The sequence below is a fragment of the Pandoraea fibrosis genome, from assembly GCF_000807775.2.
Classification (GTDB): domain Bacteria; phylum Pseudomonadota; class Gammaproteobacteria; order Burkholderiales; family Burkholderiaceae; genus Pandoraea; species Pandoraea fibrosis.
In genome coordinates this window covers 1,608,671-1,627,900 of sequence record NZ_CP047385.1, presented here as the reverse complement: position 1 = coordinate 1,627,900, position 19,230 = coordinate 1,608,671, and the positions used below count along the sequence as shown (strand labels likewise).

Annotated in this window: 16 protein-coding genes, 1 tRNA gene and 1 pseudogene; 14 read left to right on the top strand and 4 right to left on the bottom strand. The window is 62.4% G+C overall.

The features are described 5' to 3' along the window. The first annotated feature begins 95 nt into the window (after window positions 1-95). Both PI93_RS07280 and PI93_RS07275 read left to right on the top strand, forming a co-directional pair. On the top strand, window positions 96-1,151 hold the full coding sequence (locus PI93_RS07280) for an RNA methyltransferase (protein WP_039370836.1): 1,056 nt from the start codon (window positions 96-98) through the stop codon (window positions 1,149-1,151). A 46-nt stretch (window positions 1,152-1,197) separates the two neighbouring features. Next, window positions 1,198-1,811: pseudogene (locus tag PI93_RS07275) on the top strand (pyridoxamine 5'-phosphate oxidase family protein). 156 nt (window positions 1,812-1,967) lie between these two features. Here the strand turns inward: PI93_RS07275 and PI93_RS07270 are convergent. Next, complete coding sequence (locus PI93_RS07270) at window positions 1,968-2,885, bottom strand: LysR family transcriptional regulator (RefSeq protein ID WP_052240688.1); 918 nt, start codon at window positions 2,883-2,885, stop codon at window positions 1,968-1,970. Between the two features lie 108 nt (window positions 2,886-2,993). On the opposite strand from PI93_RS07270, the gene pcaD reads away from it, so the two are divergent. From pcaD to PI93_RS07255, 3 genes are all read left to right on the top strand, one after another. Then, window positions 2,994-3,794: a 3-oxoadipate enol-lactonase gene (gene pcaD, locus PI93_RS07265; RefSeq protein WP_039370839.1), complete on the top strand. Its 801-nt coding sequence runs from the start codon at window positions 2,994-2,996 to the stop codon at window positions 3,792-3,794. A 332-nt stretch (window positions 3,795-4,126) separates the two neighbouring features. Then, on the top strand, window positions 4,127-4,330 hold the full coding sequence (locus tag PI93_RS07260; RefSeq protein ID WP_010805203.1) for a cold-shock protein: 204 nt from the start codon (window positions 4,127-4,129) through the stop codon (window positions 4,328-4,330). Between the two features lie 212 nt (window positions 4,331-4,542). After that, window positions 4,543-4,773, top strand: coding sequence for a hypothetical protein (locus PI93_RS07255; protein WP_039370842.1), 231 nt, complete (start codon window positions 4,543-4,545; stop codon window positions 4,771-4,773). 95 nt (window positions 4,774-4,868) lie between these two features. On the opposite strand, the gene PI93_RS07250 is transcribed toward PI93_RS07255, so the two are convergent. Together PI93_RS07250 and ggt are read right to left on the bottom strand one after the other, a co-directional pair. Further along, the gene (locus tag PI93_RS07250; protein WP_144400307.1) at window positions 4,869-5,729 is read right to left on the bottom strand and encodes a hypothetical protein; all 861 of its coding nucleotides are present in this window, start codon (window positions 5,727-5,729) and stop codon (window positions 4,869-4,871) included. Window positions 5,730-6,136: 407 nt separating this feature from the next. Next, window positions 6,137-7,888, bottom strand: coding sequence for a gamma-glutamyltransferase (gene ggt, locus PI93_RS07245; protein ID WP_052240689.1), 1,752 nt, complete (start codon window positions 7,886-7,888; stop codon window positions 6,137-6,139). 421 nt (window positions 7,889-8,309) lie between these two features. On the opposite strand from ggt, the gene PI93_RS07240 reads away from it, so the two are divergent. The 8 genes from PI93_RS07240 to PI93_RS07205 all read left to right on the top strand — a co-directional run bounded on the left by PI93_RS07240 (window position 8,310) and on the right by PI93_RS07205 (window position 17,294). Continuing rightward, entirely contained in the window at window positions 8,310-9,146 is an 837-nt protein-coding gene (locus PI93_RS07240; RefSeq protein ID WP_039370847.1) for a CPBP family intramembrane glutamic endopeptidase, read from the top strand. Between the two features lie 75 nt (window positions 9,147-9,221). Continuing rightward, window positions 9,222-9,295 (top strand) — tRNA-Gly (locus PI93_RS07235). Between the two features lie 202 nt (window positions 9,296-9,497). Further along, complete coding sequence (locus PI93_RS07230) at window positions 9,498-10,079, top strand: TetR/AcrR family transcriptional regulator (RefSeq protein ID WP_039370851.1); 582 nt, start codon at window positions 9,498-9,500, stop codon at window positions 10,077-10,079. Between the two features lie 169 nt (window positions 10,080-10,248). Beyond that, entirely contained in the window at window positions 10,249-11,388 is a 1,140-nt protein-coding gene (locus PI93_RS07225; RefSeq protein ID WP_236105643.1) for an MFS transporter, read from the top strand. A 571-nt stretch (window positions 11,389-11,959) separates the two neighbouring features. Continuing rightward, window positions 11,960-12,757, top strand: coding sequence for a DUF3348 domain-containing protein (locus PI93_RS07220; protein ID WP_052240690.1), 798 nt, complete (start codon window positions 11,960-11,962; stop codon window positions 12,755-12,757). Then, a complete protein-coding gene (locus PI93_RS07215; protein ID WP_039370855.1) occupies window positions 12,738-15,764 on the top strand; it encodes a DUF802 domain-containing protein in 3,027 nt (1,008 codons plus the stop codon). Before PI93_RS07220 ends, PI93_RS07215 begins: the two co-directional genes overlap by 20 nt. Beyond that, on the top strand, window positions 15,761-16,429 hold the full coding sequence (locus PI93_RS07210) for an OmpA family protein (RefSeq protein ID WP_039370858.1): 669 nt from the start codon (window positions 15,761-15,763) through the stop codon (window positions 16,427-16,429). The genes PI93_RS07215 and PI93_RS07210 overlap by 4 nt, the downstream gene beginning before the upstream one ends. After that, a complete protein-coding gene (locus tag PI93_RS07205; protein ID WP_052240691.1) occupies window positions 16,422-17,294 on the top strand; it encodes a DUF2894 domain-containing protein in 873 nt (290 codons plus the stop codon). Before PI93_RS07210 ends, PI93_RS07205 begins: the two co-directional genes overlap by 8 nt. Here PI93_RS07205 and PI93_RS07200 read toward each other — a convergent pair. Further along, window positions 17,291-18,547 (bottom strand): MFS transporter, encoded by a 1,257-nt coding sequence (locus PI93_RS07200; protein ID WP_407945348.1) that lies wholly within the window; start codon window positions 18,545-18,547, stop codon window positions 17,291-17,293. The genes PI93_RS07205 and PI93_RS07200 overlap by 4 nt on opposite strands. A 97-nt stretch (window positions 18,548-18,644) precedes the next feature. Between PI93_RS07200 and PI93_RS07195 the strand changes: the two genes are divergently transcribed. Beyond that, a complete protein-coding gene (locus PI93_RS07195) occupies window positions 18,645-19,103 on the top strand; it encodes a winged helix-turn-helix transcriptional regulator (RefSeq protein WP_039370864.1) in 459 nt (152 codons plus the stop codon). The last annotated feature ends 127 nt before the right edge of the window (window positions 19,104-19,230 follow it).

The window sequence follows — 19,230 nt, the reverse complement described above, 5'->3', positions numbered from 1 at the left end:
GGGGGCTCCCGCCCCCGGCCAGACGCCCGGATACCCAGTCGGGCGTCGCGAGCGTTCGGCCGGCCTTGGCTCAGGTGGCGTAAAATCCGTGCCTTATGCGCTTCTCCGACTTCAATCAACGGCTCGCCGCACTTGGTGCTCAATCCGTCCATCGTGGCCGGCTGGTTCGCGTCTGGCTGAACGCTCAGGCGCTCGGCACCGGCACGCGGCGGCGAAGCTCTGAGCACTTCCTCCCGCTGGCGCTGCGTAACGCCCTTCCCGAGCTCACCGCTGAGCTGGACGCGCTTGCTCGCGTGCGCGCCGAGCATGCCGGCCATGACGGATCGCGCCTGCTCGTCGAACTCGCCGACGGGCAAATGGTGGAAAGCGTGCTGCTGCCGCGTGACGGACTGTGCGTCTCCACGCAGGTCGGCTGCGCCGTCGGTTGCCGCTTTTGCATGACCGGCAAGAGCGGTCTGATCCGGCAGATCTCGAGCATGGAAATCCTTGCCCAGGTGGTGCTAGCGCGACGTCTGCGCACCGTGAAGAAAGTCGTCTTCATGGGGATGGGCGAACCCGCGCACAACCTTGAAAACGTGCTCGAAGCCATCGACCTGCTGGGGACCGAAGGCAATATCGGCCACAAGAACCTCGTGTTCTCCACCGTGGGCGATCTGCGCGTGTTCGACGCGCTGCCGCGGCAGCGCATCAAGCCCGCGTTGGCGCTATCGCTGCATACCACCAAGGCCGAACTGCGCACACATCTGCTGCCACGCGCGCCGAAAATCGCGCCAGACGCCCTGGTCGAGCTCGGAGAGAAATACGCCCGCGACACCGGCTATCCGATCCAATACCAATGGACCCTGCTCAGAGGCATCAACGACGGCGACGATGAACTCGACGCCGTCGTGCGCTTGCTCAAAGGGAAATATGGGGTGCTCAACGTCATCCCCTTCAACAGTCTTGAGGGTGACGACTATCAGCGCCCCGATCGTGAACGCATCCGCGAGATCGTCCGCTATCTGCATAGCCGCGGGGTACTGACCAAAGTGAGAAACAGCGCCGGGCAAGACGTCGACGGCGGCTGCGGGCAATTGCGCGCCCGTGCGGTTAGCGAAGTGCAGGTGGTTGAATTGCGCCGCTCGCGCGCCGTAGTACCAAACCCGGTATAGAACACGCGCGCGTTGTGGCGCGGCACTCGAATTTGAGAGGTGTTACATGAGTCATGATGTCAACAGCGTGGAGCAACTCGAAGCGATTTACGGCAAACCGGGTGAGCGCGCAGTCTGGAAGGAACTGACTTACCTCAACGAGGACTATCAGGCCTTTGTGAAAGCGTGTCCCTTCGTGGTGCTCGCGTCCGTTGGCGACGAAGGCACCGATTGCTCGCCGAAGGGGGACCCCGCCGGGTTCGTTCAGATTCTGGACGAGCGAACGTTGGCAGTTCCGGACAGACCGGGCAATAACCGGATCGATAATCTTCGCAACATCATTGCCGATCCGCGCGTGTCGCTTCTCTTCCTGATTCCGGGCATCGGCGAAACGTTGCGCGTCAACGGACACGCACGCATCTCGACAGATCCGATTTGCTGTCGCGCTTCGAGGTGAGCGGCAAGCTGCCGCGAACGGTCATCGTCGTGTCGATCGATCGCGTGTATTTCCATTGCGCCAAGGCAATCGTGCGCGCCCGGCTATGGGACCAGTCGACACAAATCGCGCGGGAGTGCTTGCCAAGTACCGGCGCCATGCACCGACGATTGAGTGGCGGCCATTTCGACGCGGAAACTTACGACCGCGACTTGCAAAAGAACACCGTGGCGGGACTGTACTGAGGCGCACTGGTGTCGTCTTCGCTGCCGTGCTTTTGAATACAGCGGTCCTGTCCGAGACATTTCGTACCAAGTCAATCTAGACAACAGGGGTACGAAATGGTCCGTCAGATCAAATACGCAAAAATACTGACCACAGCCACGCATGTAGGAGACGAATCAATCCGTCTCCGAGACGACCTCACCGAGCCCTTCCACCTCCTGACGGAGGTATGCCCACAGACGGTTCGCCACCGGCCCGTGAGGGCCATCGGTGCGCCGCGCTGCCACAACATCCTCCGTGTGCACCGGCAGATATCGGCCCGCGATGGATTTGAGTGCCCCACTGCGTAATTCATCCTCGATCAGATGCATCGGCAAGTGCCCCCAGCCGAGGCCGTGCAAGATGACATCTTTCTTCATCGCCTGATCGGCCACCGTGCACTGATGTGCTCCATCGATCACGAAGAAGCTCTCGCCGCTTGGCTGCCGCGCCGAATCGCGCATCACACACTGGGTGTAACCGCGCATATCCGCCGGACGCACCACACGCGGTAATGATGCGGTGAGCATTTGCGGCGCCGCCACTGGGACAAGCCGCACTTTGCACAGATCGATCCACGCAATGTCGGCATCGTGCTTGTCCACACGGTGCAAGATGAGATCGGCATCACCTGCCTTCAGCCGTTCCATTGGCCCACCGACGGTCTCGAAATGCAATTGCAGACGCGTGTGAGGGCACTGCGCAAAGAAGCGCGCAAGCAACCCCAGAAGCAAACCCCGCGGACAGAGGTCGCCCACCACCACGTTCAACTCGCTTTCTTCGCCCATTGCCCACTGTGCCGCGTGCTGTCGCAAGCCCGCCGCTTCGCGAAGTAACGGCTGCGCGCGCCGGTAGAACGCCTGCCCCGCCTCGCTCAACCTCACGCGATAGCCACTGCGATCCAGCAACGCGAGCCCGGTCTGCCGCTCCAGTCTCGCCACGGCGGCAAACACAGCCGGATGCGTGCGATGCAACACGTCGGCCGCCGCTTGAAAACTCCCCTCTCGGATCACGGCATCGAAGCATTGCAGGTCGTGCAAGGTGAATTCCGCCATGTCATTTATTTTTACAAAGATTGTCCTATTTTTGTAATTTAAACCATTTCTCGCCTCACCCAGAATGAACGGCAAGAACTCACCTTTCCTGGCTTTCCCGAGGCGACGATGGACAACCTTTCATTCTTCGACACCCCTGACGGGGCCCGCATTGCCTATCGGATCGACGGTCCCGAGAAGGCGCCCGTGCTGATGCTCTCGAATTCGATCGGCACCGATCTGCATATGTGGGATGCGCAGATCCCCGCGTTCTCACGACACTTCCGGGTACTGCGATACGACGCGCGCGGGCACGGGGCATCGAGCGTGCCGCCCGGGCCCTACTCGTTGGCACAACTGGGCGATGATGTCGTCGCGTTGCTGGATCATCTGGGTATCGCGCGGGCGCATTTTCTCGGGCTTTCGCTCGGCGGCATTGTCGGACAATGGCTCGGCGTGCATGCGGCATCACGCATTGACCGACTGATGCTGAGCAACACCGCCGCCTATCTCGGCCCAGCCGACGTCTGGGATGCCCCCATCGCCGCCGTCCTTCAGGCGAGGGACATGCGTGAGACCACACAGACGTTCCTGCGCAACTGGTTCCCGGCGCACATGCTCGATGCCGAGGATCCGCTCATCGTGCCATTTCGGGAGACGTTACTCGCGACGAATCGCCACGGGCTCGCCGGGTCGTGGGCCGCTGTCCAGCGCGCCGACTTGCGACACGACATCGCACGGATCACGCGACCGACGCTCGTGATTGTCGGTGAACACGATACGGTGACCGCCGCCACTTTCGGCGAGGTCATTGCGAACACCATTCCCGGTGCGCGCCTGCACGCCTTCCCCGCCGTGCATCTGTCGAATGTGGAATTCGCGGAGGAATTTTCCGAGGTGATCATCGCGTTTCTCCTGTCATCGCAATGATGCCGACGCTATGAATTCCGAGCGCCCAGAGAGCGGTGAGCGCGCATGGGGAATCAAGGATGTAGCACGCGTCGCGTCGGCGCATCGATGTGTCAACGCGACGATCATCACGCGAGCGCTGAATGCTTTCTCCCTCGGCAGCGGCGTCGTTTCAATAAATACCTTGACAGCCTCGGTATATAACCGTACCGTGCATTCAGAAATATTCAAGAAGCTTGATTGCTGATCATCACTTTTCTGCGCGTTCTGCGCAGTATTCGCTGTCCTCTCCTCCTCCTTGAAGCTTTCCTCGCTCCGCAACGGGGCTATCGATTTATTTTCAAGGAATTATTATGGATACCGGTACCGTTAAGTGGTTCAACGATAGCAAGGGCTTCGGCTTCATCACGCCTGACGCTGGCGGCGACGACCTGTTCGCTCACTTCTCCGAAGTTCGAGGCGATGGTTTCAAGACGCTCGCTGAAAACCAGAAGGTGACGTACGAAACGAAGCGTGGCCCGAAGGGTATGCAGGCAGCAAACATTACCCCGCAGTAACGCAGTTCAAGGGCCGGTTCGCCGGCCCTTGACTTGTCTGGCATCCTCTCTCGGCGCTTAACGCTCCCGATCTGACCGCACCCCTTTCGTGCGCTCCGTTTGCCCTCTCGACAAGCTCACTCCCGCCCCCATATCCGTGTTCGGTCGCCTGTATGGCGTATGCCATACGTGCTTCGCTCGCCTTTCGCTAGCGCATTGCTCGCGCTTCATCCATGAAAAATAATAACTATCATCATCAGTACAACGGGTACTCCGTCTCCCCTTCGGCATATCGATTGCCCGACGGCTGGTTTGCCGCCAATCTGCTGCTTGTGCGTAGCGATGCCGCTAACACCGAGTCCGCCTCTTACGCGTTCCATGCGCTCGAATATTTCGAAGACGAAATGCAAGCGTTGGGGCATGCATCGACTTGGGCACGCGACTGGATCGACAATCGCGGCTAAATTGCCGTCCGCCACTTTCATGCCTGGCAGATAAATGGGTTCTTGGCAAAGCCCGTAGTCGTGGGTTTGTCCGGCGTACACGCCTCGCACTATCGCTAGCGTACGGCCCCCGCCTTCCTGCTCGAACCATTCGGCACACTGTTCTTACCGATGATGCCGCCGCAGGTGCCGCGAAGCGAATTGCCGTCCCACGCAATGTTGTTTTGCGCCCGGATATCGCTCGATGGACAAGCGATAAAGTGGATCGGCAATGCGTTATTCGGCGCCGCCTGTGCGTCGCTGCCACCGGGCGAGATCGACGGCGTCGCGCTTGGATAAGCGGTCTTCGCACCACAGAGCGCGTCCTTGAGTGTCCCGCTGCTGGCGTCCAACTGACTCGCGCCGGAAAGACTGGTGAAGCAGTAACGGATCGCTATCGGGAAGTCGCACGTATTGGTGAAATTGACCGAGTATTTCGTGCGCGACGTACGTACGCACTGATTCACGGCAGGCACGGTAGGCACGGTAGGATTCAGATCATTGTTCGAGCTCATCGCACTGTTCGAGCCAACTTGCGCGCCTGTCGCCTGAGTATTACCCTGCATGGCCCCTCCCAGCGCCGCGAGCTGTGCGGCGTTCTTGCCACCCCCTGCAGCAGCACCTTGCATCACCGCGCCAACAACGGCCAGCGCACCTCCCACCCCGGAAGAGGATTCGTTTTCGCTAGCGGTGTAGACCGTGCTGGCGTTTTTGCCGTCCGCATAGCTGCGAACGCTGTAGTTATTCGTTTCGGCGCCACTCATCAGATTGCCGCGTGAAAAGCGTCCCGATCGCGTCGTCGGGCCGCCGTTGAACTTCTCGGCGTTCATCCACATTTCGCCCACGCCATCGCGAAGACCAGCCTTCATCTCCCCGTCGTAGCGCAGCATTAATGTGGAACCACCGTAGCCGAGCAAGGTGCCTTGACCGCTGGTCAAACCGCCCTGGCACTCCCCCGACCATGTGTAGCGTTCCCAGACGCCATACACGCCGCAATCCGGACGCCCGTCCAAGGCGACGAGGGCGCCGCCCTTATGAGTCGGACCCGGTAGACCGCAACCGGCCAATATGAGCGCAACGCATGCTGTCTTCACAAGTCGAAGTGGTTGCCCGCGACCGTTCCGCATACGTGCCCTCCCGTGTCGAGTTTTTATGTACGGCGATTCTAAAATGCACATGCGCGTGCACACATCATTCATTTGAGTGATGGCCGTTCGCCTAACACAGAACATGCAGAACACGCAGATTGGACGGCTGCCGGTATCGTAAGCACTTCCGCCCTATGATTCGAGCATCGGCGTCGCGCGCCGGACCTCTTCATACCGAGGTCCGACGCGCGTTGGGCTCAGTAGCCTGCCGCCAATCCGTCGCCGCGCGGATCGGCTGCACCTTGCAGCATGCCCGAGGCCGGGTCAATCAGGATTGCACCCGCGTGGCCCATCGTATCGGTGAAGGGTTCAACGACCTTGACGGGGTGGCCTCGCTGCCTCAGTGCCTCCGAGACTGCCTCCGGTACACGCGATTCGATCTTGAGATCGTTCGACGACACGCCCCAGGTTCGGCCGTACAACCAGCGCGGTGCATTGATCGCGGCCTGCGGCGAGAGGCCGAAGTCGACGATGCGCGTGACAATGGCCGCCTGTGTCTGCGGTTGTCCCTCGCCTCCCATCGTTCCGTAGACCAGATACGGCTTGCCGTCCTTCATCAGCATGGCGGGGTTGAGCGTATGGAAGGTGCGCTTTTGTGGGGCGAGGTGATTGATGTGGCTCGGGTCGAGCGAGAAGAACGAGCCGCGATTCTGCAGGAGAATGCCGGTTCCCTTCGGCACGATGCCGGAGCCGAAGTCGTAATAGATGCTCTGGATCAGCGAGACGGCATTTCCGTCCCCGTCGACGACACCGAACCAGACGGTATCGCCCTTCGGGTCCATCGGCTTGAACTCATTGTTGGCGTGGCGCATGTCGATACGCGCGGCCTGCGCCTTACCGTGCTTGGCAGACAGCAGGTCGGCCAGCGGAATATCGAAGAAGTCCGGATCGGCCAGATATTTGTCGCGGTCTGCGAAGGCCTGCTTGGTCGCCTCCACGAGGAGATGATAGTAATCGGCCGAGCCTTCGCCCAACGCCTTCACATCGAATCGATTCAGGATGTTCAGAATTTCCAGTGAGGCAAACCCTTGTGTATTCGGCGGAAAATTATAGGCGTCGAAACCACGGTACTTCACCGAGATCGGCTTCACCCAATCGGCGCGATGACGGGCGAAATCCTCGCGCGTGAGCAATCCGCCATTGGCCTGCAGGTCCTTGACGATCTTCTCGGCGACATCGCCCTTGTAGAACACCTGTGCACCTTGCTCGGCAATCTGCGTGAGCGTGTTCGCCAGCTCCGGCTGATTGAGGCGCTCTCCTGATTGGTAGGGCCTGCCGTCGGGTTTCAGGAAGATGTGTCGGAAGCCATCGAACTGTTGAAGGTTGCGAAACACTTTATCGGTGGTATCGACGTTGATAGCCGACCACTTTGCCAGCGACGGTGTGACGATGAAACCGTCTTTGGCGTAATGGATGGCGTCTCGCAGCAGGTCGCGCCACGGGAGGCTTCGTCCCATGCTGGCGTGGGCGTATCGATATGCCTCGTCCCATCCGGAGACAACGCCGGGCACGGTATTGACCGACAGATATCCGCGTGGCGGGATCGTGGTCAGGCCCTTGTCCCTGTAGAACTGAATGGTGGCGCGTTCGCCGGCTCGGCCGCTGGCGTTCAGTGCACGAAGCTCGTGGGTTCTGGCGTTGTAAATGAGCCAGAAGTTGTCACCGCCGATGGTGTTCATCTGGGGGTAGACGACGGCGATGGTGGACGCGACGGCAATCGCCGCATCGACGGCATTCCCGCCTTGCTGAAGCACTTTCAATCCGGCCTGCGTCGCCAGATAGTGCGACGATGTGACCATGCCGTCGGTGGCCATCGGATTCACGCATTGCGCGACGGTTTCGCAATACGGGCTATGCGAGCCTGTCGAATCCGCCGACATCGCTCCGAAGGACAGTGTCGCCAATCCGGTTGCGGCTACCCAACGCGCGTGCAGAGATATGCCTTTCATCTACGTCTCCCTTTATCTATTTCGTTTAACTAACCATCTCCTTTTGAATTACGGGTTAGATATATCCGATAAAAAACATCGGTGAATCCGCAATGCTACGTGCGATCAGTACGCAAAAATACTGATCGCAACTGCACATGAGGAAAGGGAATGATTTGGAGGATCGCAATCATCGATCTTTCGGGATTCCTCTCATCCTGCGATAATTCGAACTCTTTCAAATCATGACAATCGTCCGGTACAACCGGGGAGGTGCCATCCATTTGCCGTAGGACGTTCGAGAGCGGGGGTTCTTCGACGTCTATCTCAGACGCGGCGATCGACATGCCGGCTTCAGGTATAGAAACGCGCTTTGCCGCCGGGAACGCATTGACGTCCGGCGGTTCACCAACAATAACAACTGATCAGAAGAGCACAAGTCATGAAAGCCAAGCCCAGGGAATATTGCTTCCCGAGTTTGCTGGACGCGTTTTTTGTATTGATTGCGCTGTTCTTTCTCGAACTCATCACGAATTCAATCGTTGTGCAGTTGAGTTATGTCGTCGGCATTCGTCCGATGGCGGCATACAGCATCGGACGGGTACTAGCCTATGGCCTCGTCTTCGCGATCGTGCTGCACAAGAGCCAGCGCACATACCGGGAGTTGTTTCACGAAGGCCGTCTGTCAATGCCGGCGACGTTGGGTCTCTTTACCGTTCCCGTTGTGCTGCTCGTGCCCGGATTGCTGCTGTTCATCAATGTCATCGAAGCGGGTGTCGTGCAGATATTCCCGACGGGGGACGCACTGCGCAATGCGGCCGAGGCGTACCGGCAGGCCGGACTTGGGGCGATCGTTCTGGTTTGCATCATCGCGCCGGTGGTCGAGGAGATGTTGTTCCGGGGCATCATCCTGCGCGGATTCCTGAAGCAATACCCGCCGGGCACGGCTATCGCGCACTCCGCGGCTGTCTTCGGGCTGGCGCACCTGAACGTCTATCAGTTCGTGGCCGCCCTCGTGCTTGGGCTAATTCTGGGAAAGATGTACGAACGGACCCGCTCGATCCTCCCGGGCATTCTGTTGCACATGGTCTACAACACAGCGGTGGTCGTGAGCAGCATCAGCATTCCGGACGGCATGGAAGACGCATCGATCTTCGAGCTGCCCGCCATCTGGTGGCTGGTAGGTATCTCCTGCGGAGCCGCAGGCGCATTGATGCTGCATAAGTTGATCGGTGGCAGCCGTGTGGTGCGGGGCCACGCCCGACTTTTGGATGAGTGATGGGAAGAATCGCGCCCACCTACGAAACACCCAGATTGCCAAACTCCCCCAACCCCGCTTAGAATGTCGGTCTTCGCGGGCGTCGTATAATGGTAATACCCTAGCTTCCCAAGCTAGAGCCGTGGGTTCGATTCCCATCGCCCGCTCCAGAATCCTCGAAGAAGCCGTCCTCGCGACGGCTTTTTTGTTTTCTGCCCCCGCCCCCGCCTCAAAGATCCCCCTCAGCGAATCCCACAACTGATATCCGGTTATTTGAACAATCGGTCAAAAATATCCTATAGTCACGCCATCGAGTGCTGCCTCAAGCGCATCGCTCATTCCCTTTCCGCCGGATCAGCGAGGCCCATCATCATGAGCGGACGACCGAGAGAATTCGACGACGCAGCCGTCATCGACGCCGCCATGGATGTTTTCTGGACGAACGGCTACGAAGGCACGTCGGCCCAGGCACTCGTCGAATGTACCGGGCTCGGACGCGGCAGCCTCTACAACGCCTTCGGCAGCAAGCTCAACCTCTATCACGAAGCCCTCGAGCGCTATCAGACGCTCGGGCTTCAGACGCAGGCCGACATCCTGAATGCGCCCGGCCCCGTCAAGGACCGGCTTCGCGCTCTGATGCAAAAAGGCATCGACGAGGATCTCGATCCCCAAAAGCAACGAGGCTGCATGAGCCTTTTCGCCGCACTCGAGCGTGGCGCCAAAGACCCGAAGGTCCGTCAGATCAGTCAGGCGTATTTCAATCGCTTCGAGCAAGTGCTCGTGCATCTGATCGCCGTCGGTCAGCACAATGGCGAACTCGCCGCCGAACGCTCTCCCGTCGTCATCGCACGCACCTTCCTGTCGAGCTACTACGGTCTGCGCGCACTCGGCCGCACGGTCTGCGACCGCGCCTTCCTCGAAGGCATCATGGAAGGCACACTCGCCCAGCTCTGACACCCGACGCACCCGGTCAACACAACCAACACCCGAAGCCCCCGACATCCTTACCCGACCCCCTCGGGGTTCTCCCCCCATCCCCGAATATGGAATGATCGTTAAAAATATGTCACAAAAATCTGCTATGCCACCCGTCGTCTACTTATTAGGGCTCACCGTTTTTGCCATGACCACGGCGGAATTCATGGTGGCCGGCATGATGCCGGCCCTCGCCCATGCAATGAACGTCGGCATCGGTGACATCGGTAATCTGATTTCGCTCTATGCCCTCGGCATGACCATCGGCGGCCCCGTGTTGACCGCCCTGCTGCTCGCGTTGCGCACGCCGCACAAGCGCGCCCTCGTCTGGCTGCTGACGATCAACGTCGCAGGCGGCGTGCTGGCGGCCGTGTCGACTCGTTATGAAGTGATGGCGCTCGCGCGGATCATCATGGGTGTGGCCAGCTCGGCGACGTTCGGCGTCGCGCTGACGCTCTGTGCCGATCTCGTTGCCCCGTCGGTTCGCGGGCGGGCCGCTTCCTTCGTTCTCGGTGGCCTGATGTTCTCGCCCGTGGTCGGCGTGCCGCTCACGGCGTTCATCGAACAGCACTACGGCTGGCGCGCCAGCTTCTGGCTTGTCGCCGTGCTCGCCGCGCTGTGCACGATCGCCGTTGCGTTGTGGGCCCCCGCGAGCCAGAAGCAGGATCGCGAGTCCGTTAGCCTCGCCGCCGAATTCCGTTCGCTGCTCAATCGTCCGCTATGGGCTGCGTTTGCCACGAGCGGGTTGATCATCGGCGCGACGTTCGCCGCGTTCAGCTATTTCTCGCCGATCTTTTTGAATGTCGCCGACGTTTCAGCCTCGGCAATTCCGAATCTTCTGGCGATGTACGGTGTCGCCAACATCATCGGCAATGCCGTCATCGGACGCCTCGCCGACCGTCACACACTGACGGTGCTGGTCGCCGGCCTGTCAGTCCTCGCCCTCGCGCTGATCAGCTTCGCGCTTTGGGCCGACTTCACGCCGGTCGGTATCGCCGCGTTCGCCGCCATCGGTCTGACGGGTGTGTCGCTCAATCCCGCCATGGTGGCCCGCGTGATGCGTGCTGCGGCCCCTGGCCCACTCGTCAACACCATGCATACCTCGGTGATTACCGCCGGGCTCGCCTTCGGCACATGGGCCGGAGGCGCCGCGATCGACGCGGGCTACAGCATGCGCGCGCCGTTGTGGATCGGTGCCGCAATGGCGGCCCTTGGTCTTGCCAGCCTGCTGCCTTACCTGCGTTCGGGTCTCGCACAGGCCCCCGAGACGGCGAGCTCCACCTCGTGAGTCATCTCACATGAACAGGCCGGCCACATCGGAGAGGAATTTCGTCACCGGTTCGGCCCGGCTTGCCCACGTACCCGCCGCCACCAGCCCGTCACAAAACAGTCCCCAGCCCATGTCACACCTCCACTAGTCGTTTGGTTCGATGTCGCTCATCGCGAGTTACATCAGAAGATCGGCCATGTCCGAGAAGAACTTGGCCACCGGAGCAGCCCGGCTTGCCCACGTACCTACCGTCACCAGCCCGTCGCAAAGCAGTCCCCAGCCCATGTCACACCTCCAGTCGTTGTTTCGTTGTTCCGCGTTCGTCGCGGGTTGAGTGAAAGATAAACCTCGGGGTGGGTCCTGAAAACTGAGATAAATCACAGTTGGGCTCGTCGGCAGATAAGGGGACCGCGATAGTGCCGTCACACGGTCGCCATGCGGCGGCGGAAGCGCGCGGGGTAACGGCGACAAGGCGTCATATCGCTCTCACATCGCTATCGTTACGCCCGTCAAGCCCCCGCCCCAGGGGCGGGTGGCGGCCGGGAGGCGCGCGCAGTGTAAACTGCTGGGTTTTTGACCCCTTAGTGGAATGGTGCAAGTGTCACGGCGTCCCGTAATCAGCGCCCCCACCCTCATACGCTCCCTGGCCCGTCTCAGCACGTTCGCACCGCCCGAGGCTGCGCCGTCGCTGTCCGACCGCATGAGTCAGTGGGTGGGCTGGACCGACGCCATCGCCCTGTCGTCGGCCCTCAAAGCCACACCGCCTGCCGCCATGCCCGGCGCGCGGACGGCTGCGCACGACCCGGCAGGCGAACTGGCGCGCGTCCGCACGGACCTCGCGGCAGCCATCGCTCGCGATTGCGGTCTGGCCGCCGCCCCCGGTGGGCAGATCCGGGCGTTGAGCGCCGCCGAGCGCCAGCGGGCCGCGTCCTTCGCGGAATTCCCGGCCTATCGGCAGCGCTATGCGACGTCGCAGCAGACGATGGACACCGCCATCAGTGCGTTGCGCACCCGTCTGCGCGGGCAGTTGGCCTCACAGTCGCCAGACGCCGCTCGCCTCGCCAGCGTCGACGCCGTGATGGAACGTGTCATGGGCGCACGTGAGCGCACACTGCTCGCCAGCGTGCCGAATCTGCTCGAAGGACACTTCGTGCGACTGCGCGACACGGAACAGGCGGCGATGGCCGCCCCGCGCGTGCCCGGCTCGCCGCCGCTCGCGCCGGCCGGCACGTGGCTCGACACCTTCCACCGGGACATGCAAAGCCTCTTGCTTGCCGAACTGGATATCCGCCTTGAACCGATCGAAGGGCTCATCGCCGCCCTCGCCTCGGTGCATCGCGTTGAAAACGTTAGTGAACCCGGACAACATGACTCGTTACCTCGTTGATCTCGTTGCCTTTATCGCAGGTCTGGCCGTCGTCGGCTGGATCGCCATCGGTTATGCGGGCACCAATACGCTTGCACTGGCCGTTGCCCTGCTGATCGCCGCCGTCTATCTCATCGGCGCCCTCGAACTCAAACGCTTCCATCAGGCGACGAACGCCCTCGCCGATGCTGTCTCCGGCCTGAATGCCGCGCCTGCCTCGCTGCCCTCGTGGCTCGACACGCTCCCGGCCGGTCTGCGTACTGCCGTGCGTCTGCGCGTCGAAGGCGAACGCGTCGGCCTGCCCGGCCCCGCCCTCACGCCGTATCTCGTCGGCCTGCTCGTGCTGTTGGGCATGCTCGGCACCTTCCTCGGGATGGCTGCCACGCTGCGCGGCACCGGTCTCGCACTCGAAGGCGCCACCGATCTCGAGGCGATTCGCGCTTCACTGGCATCACCCGTGAAGGGCCTCGGCTTCGCGTTCGGCACGTCGGTCGCCGGGGTCGCCACCTCGGCCATGCTCGGCCTGCTCGCCGCCCTCGCGCGCAAGCAGCGCGCGCAAGTCGTGCAATCGCTCGACGCCCGTATCGTCACGACGTTGCGCGGCTTCTCGCAACAGCACCAACGCGAAACCACGTTGCAACTGCTCCAGCAACAGGCCACCGTCATGCCGACGCTCGTCGACCGTTTGCAGGACATGATGGCTGCGATGGAGCGTCAGAGTCAGGCGCTTGGCGAGCGACTCGTCGCCAATCAGGATGCGCTGCACGCGAAGACCGACGCGTCCTACGCGCAACTGACGAACGCCATGCAGCAGTATCTGAAAGACAGTGTGGCGACGACGGCGAGTGCCGCAGGCGCCGCCATCCGTCCGGAAGTCGAAGCGACGATGGCGAGCCTCGCACGTGAAACGGCGTCGTGGCATCAGACGGTTGCCGGCGCGATGCAGGATCGAATGGACGGCTTGTCCGAGCGCTTCGAAGCGACCACGGCACGCGTGGCAAACGTGTGGAAGGATTCGCTCGACGCTCAGTTGCGCACCAATGAATCGCTCGCCACCGATCTGCGCGCCGCACTTGGCGAGTTCACACACACGTTCGACACGCGCTCGGCGCGACTGGTCGACGATGTCGCCTCGCGACTCGAAACCGTCACAGGACAAGTCAGCAGCGCCCATGCCAATGTCGCACAGACATGGGAGACCTCGCTCGCTGCGCAGCAGCGCACCAACGATTCGCTCGCCAAGGAACTCGGCAGCGCACTGGTTCAATTCTCACAAACCTTCGAGACTCGTTCGGCCAGGCTCGTCGACGAGGTCGCTACGCGCCTCGAAACCGCGACGGGACAGGTCACCGCCTCGCACGCCGGTGTCGCACAAACGTGGGAGACCTCGCTGGCGGCACAACAACAGACCAACGATGCGCTCGCCAAGGAACTTGGCGCAACGCTCGCGCAATTCGCTCAGGCCTTCGAGACCCGCTCGGCCGATCTGCTTGCCGACGTCACCACGCGTCTCGATAGCGCCACGGGCAGCATCACAACGGCGCAGACCACCGTTGCCCAGGCATGGGAACAAGCGCTCGCCCAGCAACAGCGCTCGCACGACGCCCTCACGCAAAATCTCGGCACAGCGTTGGAACGTTTCGCACAGACGTTCGAATCGCGCGCCGACGCCTTGCTTGCCGACGTTGCGACCAAGCTCGATGCCGCCAGCGGAAATGTCACCGGGGCGCACGAGCGCGTTGCACAGGCGTGGGATCAATCGATCGCGCTGCAACAGCAAGCCAACGCCACGCTTAACACCGATCTTGCCGCCGCGCTCGCCCGCTTCACCGAGACCTTCGAGCAACGCTCGGCGCACTTGATCGACGGCGTCAGCCAACGCACCGAAGGCGCGATGCACAACGTGTCGGAGACCGCCGCCGTCGTGTCCGGCGAGTGGAAGCAGGCCGTCACCGCGCAACAGTCCGCAAACGATGCGCTCACACGCGATCTGGCCGGTGCGCTCGAACGCTTCGCCGACACCTTCGAGACGCGCGCTTCGCAGCTATTGCAAAGTGTTTCGGCGCAAATGGACGCCGTGTCCGGAAACGTCGCGCAGACGTGGCGCGACGCCGTGGCAGAACACGCACGCACCAGCGAGCGCCTGGCCGACGGCAACCAGCAACTCGTGGCCGCAACGACCCACGCCTTCACGGAACACAGCGCGTCGCTGCTGCAAGCCCTGAGCGCCGCCAGCACCGCCCATCACGACGCCACTGCCGAGCGCGAAACACAGCGACTGTCCGCCTGGACGCAAACGCTCGAAGGCACACTCGCCACACTACGCTCGGAATGGCAGCAGGTCGGTGCGCAAACGGCCAGCCAGCAACAGGCGATCTGCGACACACTCGCACGCACCGCGCTGGAAATGTCCGAACAGACGCGCGCCAATGCCAGCGACACGATTGCCGAGATTTCGCGTCTCGTGCAAACCGCGTCCGAAGCGCCGAAGGCTGCGGCCGAGATCATCGGCGAATTGCGTCAGAAGCTCTCGGACAGCATGGTGCGCGATAACGCCATGCTCGAAGAGCGCTCACGATTGCTCGACACGCTGGGCACACTGCTCGACACCGTCAAGCACGCCGGTAACGAACAACGCGCCGCCGTCGATGAACTGGTCACGACCTCCGCACAATTGCTCGAGCGTGCCAGCACGAATCTGGGTGACGCCATCGCCGCGCAGACCGAGAAGCTCACCGCCGCGTCGGCGCAGGTCACCGGCAGCGCCGTGGAAATCGCCAGCCTTGGCGATGCCTTCGGGGCGGCCGTGCAATCGTTCGGTGAATCGAATGCGCAATTGCTCGAGCATCTGCAACGCATCGAAGCGGCGCTCGACAAGTCGATGGCACGCAGCGACGAACAGCTTGGCTACTACGTTGCGCAGGCGCGCGAAGTGGTGGAGCTGAGTGTGATGTCGCAGAAGCAGATCCTTGAGAACCTTCAGGAACTGGCGCAAACGCGGGCACAACCGGGTAGCGTGGCAGCATGAGGGACGACTTCGACGCAGACATCGCGGACAGCGGCGACGTAGGCGCCGCAGCGCCGACGTGGGCCGTCTTCGGCGATCTGATGTCGGTGATGCTCGGCGCGTTCGTCCTCATCATGCTGGGCGTGATCGGCGTGCAGATCGAACTGTCTGCCAAGCTCGAACGCGAAGTGAAAGAGCGACGCGCCGAAACGCAACGCCGCCAGACACTTGAACAAGCGCTGGCCGGGCCGCTCGCCGGTGGCCGCGTCACGCTCGTGAACGGGCGCATCGGTATCAGCGGCAACGTGCTGTTTGCGCTGAACTCCGACCAGTTGCAGCCGCAAGGACGTGAGGTGCTGCGCAGCCTGGCCGGCCCGCTGAGCGCCTATCTGCGCGCGAGCGACGAGATCCTCATGGTCAGCGGTTTCACCGACGATCAACAGGTGCGCGAAACGAACCGGCGATTCGCCGATAACTGGGAGTTGTCAGCCCAGCGTGCGCTGACCGTCACCCGTGAATTGATCGCTGCGGGCGTGCCGCCATCGTCGATTTTCTCGGCGGCGTTTGGTGCCGAACAGCCCGTCACGTCGAACGCCGACGAGACCGGTCGAGCGAAGAACCGGCGTGTCGAAATCGCGCCGATGCCGCGCAGCAGCGCCAGTAGTGCAGGCAAGCCCCATGCATGATGCGATGAGCGACGACAGCACCGGGACCGCCGCCATGAACGCGGCGATAGACGCGGCAACAGACGCCTCGGCAGAAGCGCCCGCACAGGAAGCCCTGGATGTGGGTGCGGAGCAACTCGCAGCGTGGCGGGCGCAAGGCGTCGATAAGCGTGATCCTGCGCGGTTTCATCGCATCGAGGCGTTAGCGCTGCGCAGCCGGTCGTACACAGGCGATGTGCGACGCGTGCTCGACGACCGGTTGAATACGCTCGTCGCAGAATTCGTGCGTTTGCATGGCAGCCCCGCGGCGACGTCCAGCGAAGACGCTCAGACCTCGCCACAGACGGCATCGCCCCTCGCCACACTGACGGCCGACATCACGCAACGTGTCGGCACAGGCGAGCGCACCGCCCCGGCGGCGACTCGCAAATTGCGAGTCGCCAGGTCGACCGACCAGCCCCCGCCGACGCGCGAGACCGCTCAACCGGAGGGCGCGGCATCAACGCTGCAGAAGCGATCCGCCGTACCGCACACGCCGGCGCCCCTTGCCGTCACGCCGACGGTCATCTCCACAGATGACGCCTTCGAGGACCTCGATGTCCTCGAATACTTCCGCGAGACCTGGTCGAAACTCAGCACCGACGGCAATCTCCGCCAGTCGCTCGCCCAGGTGCCGGAAAACGCCGGGCCGCTCAACTCCAGCCATCTCGTGCACCGCGCACTCTCGCTCATGCACGACGTCTCGCCCGACTATCTGCGGCACTTCCTGCGGCACGCAGACGCCCTGTCGTGGCTGGAAGATATGGAGACGACCGGTGTGCTCGGCAACAAGCCCGTAGCCCGCGCCACCACCGCCGCCAAGCCCTCTCGCGCGAAGGCTCGCTAGGATCTGCGGCCAGCGTCGACGCCCGGCATCCAGCGCAACGTCATCGCCCAGAACGCGAGCGCGGCCAGACTCACGCCGGCCCCAAGCCAACACACGCCGATCCAGCCGAACGCCGCATACGTCGCCGTCGCCGCCATCGCCCCCAAGCCACTGCCGGTCGCGTAGAACAACATGTACGCGCCCACCAGACGACTCGGCGCATCGGTGCGCGCGGCGAAGATCAGACTCTGGTTCGTGACATGAATCGCCTGCCCGGCCAGATCGAGCAGCAGTACCCCCGCAACGAGCCAACCAAGCGACGCATGCAAGCCCGCCAGCGGCAGCCACGAGAACGTCAGCAAGGCGAGCGAAACGCCTGTCGTGCGTTGCGCCCATCCCCGGTCCGCCCAATACCCGGCGCGCGCAGCCGCCAGCGCCCCCGCTGCGCCGACCAGCCCGAATGCGCCAATGCTTGTATGCGAGAAATGAAACGGCGCGGCAGACAGCGGCAGCACTAACGCGCTCCAGAAAATACTGAATGCCATGAACATCAGCAGCGCGATGGTGCCGCGAATTTGCAACGTGCGTTCTTCACGTAACAGCCGGAACATCGACACCAACAGCACGGCGTAGCGGTGTTGTGCGCCCGACGTCGTCTGACGCGGCAACGCGCGCCACAGTACAGCGCCGAGCACCAGCATGGCGCCCGCCGACGTCAGATACACGCCACGCCAGCCGGCAATGTCGGCAATGGCGCCCGCCATGACCCGCGCCAGCAGCAGACCGACGACCACGCCGCCCTGTGTGGCGCCCACTACGCGCCCACGTTCGTGCTCGCCCGCCGCACTCGACGCATAGGCGATCAGACCCTGTGTCATCGCCGTACCCAGCATCCCGACCAGCGTCATGCCCAGCAGCAGCGCCACGGCGGATGTCGCCGCCGACACGGTCAGCAAACTCAGCGTCAACAGCGCGAGTTGTACGAGCATGAGGCGCCGTCGCTCCCACTGGTCGCCCAACGGCACGAGAAACAGCAGCGCGAGCGCACACCCCGCCTGCGTTGCGGTGACCACGCCGCCCGCCGCGCCGCGCGAAATGCCGAAATCGTCAGCCAGTGCATCGAGCAAGGGCTGCGCGTAATAGACGTTGGCCACGCTCAGCCCGGCCGCACACGCGAAGATCGCGACGAGCGCGCGCGGCATTCGATAGCCAACACGCTGAGCGTTCGATGGCGCGGACGCACATGCGACATTTGCCGATGGACACGATGACATGAGGCCTCCCAAACTGGTTTCAAATTAAGACTTGTTGGATCATAGCCAAACTAGTTCTAAAATGAAACCAATTTCGTTACCGCCAAACGAGGTCGTTATGACGCAAGCGCCCCCCGAAGCCCCCGCCCCGCCACTCGACACCTGTCCCGTCGCGCGCACGGTCGACATCATCGGCGACCGCTGGAGCTTGCTCATCGTGCGCGACGCCTTCGACGGCGTGCGGCGTTTCGGCGACTTCCTGCGCAGCCTCGGCGTGGCGCGCAGCATGCTGACAACGCGTCTAAGGGCGCTGGTCGAGGCGGGCATTCTCTCGGTACAACCCGCCTCGGACGGCACGTCGTATCAGGAATACGTGCTTACGCCCCAGGGCCGCGAACTCTTCACGCTGATCGTGGCGCTGCGCCAATGGGGGGAGAAGCACCGGTTCGGGCGACGCGAGCTTCATTCCACGCTGATCGACACGCGCACGGGGGAGCCGCTGGCCGATTTGCAGCCCACCACCCGCGACGGCAGTCCTGTGGCGCCGGAAGACACGCAGGTCGTCCGGCCGGCATGAGCAGGGCGTCAACTTGCCAGTGGAGGGGGTTCCGGTGGATAATCGAGCCCGCTCCCGACGCCAAGGCGCGGGAAAATCCTTTGAAAAATCATCGTGTTGGGCGCCGACTTGGGCAGTAATGCCGGAG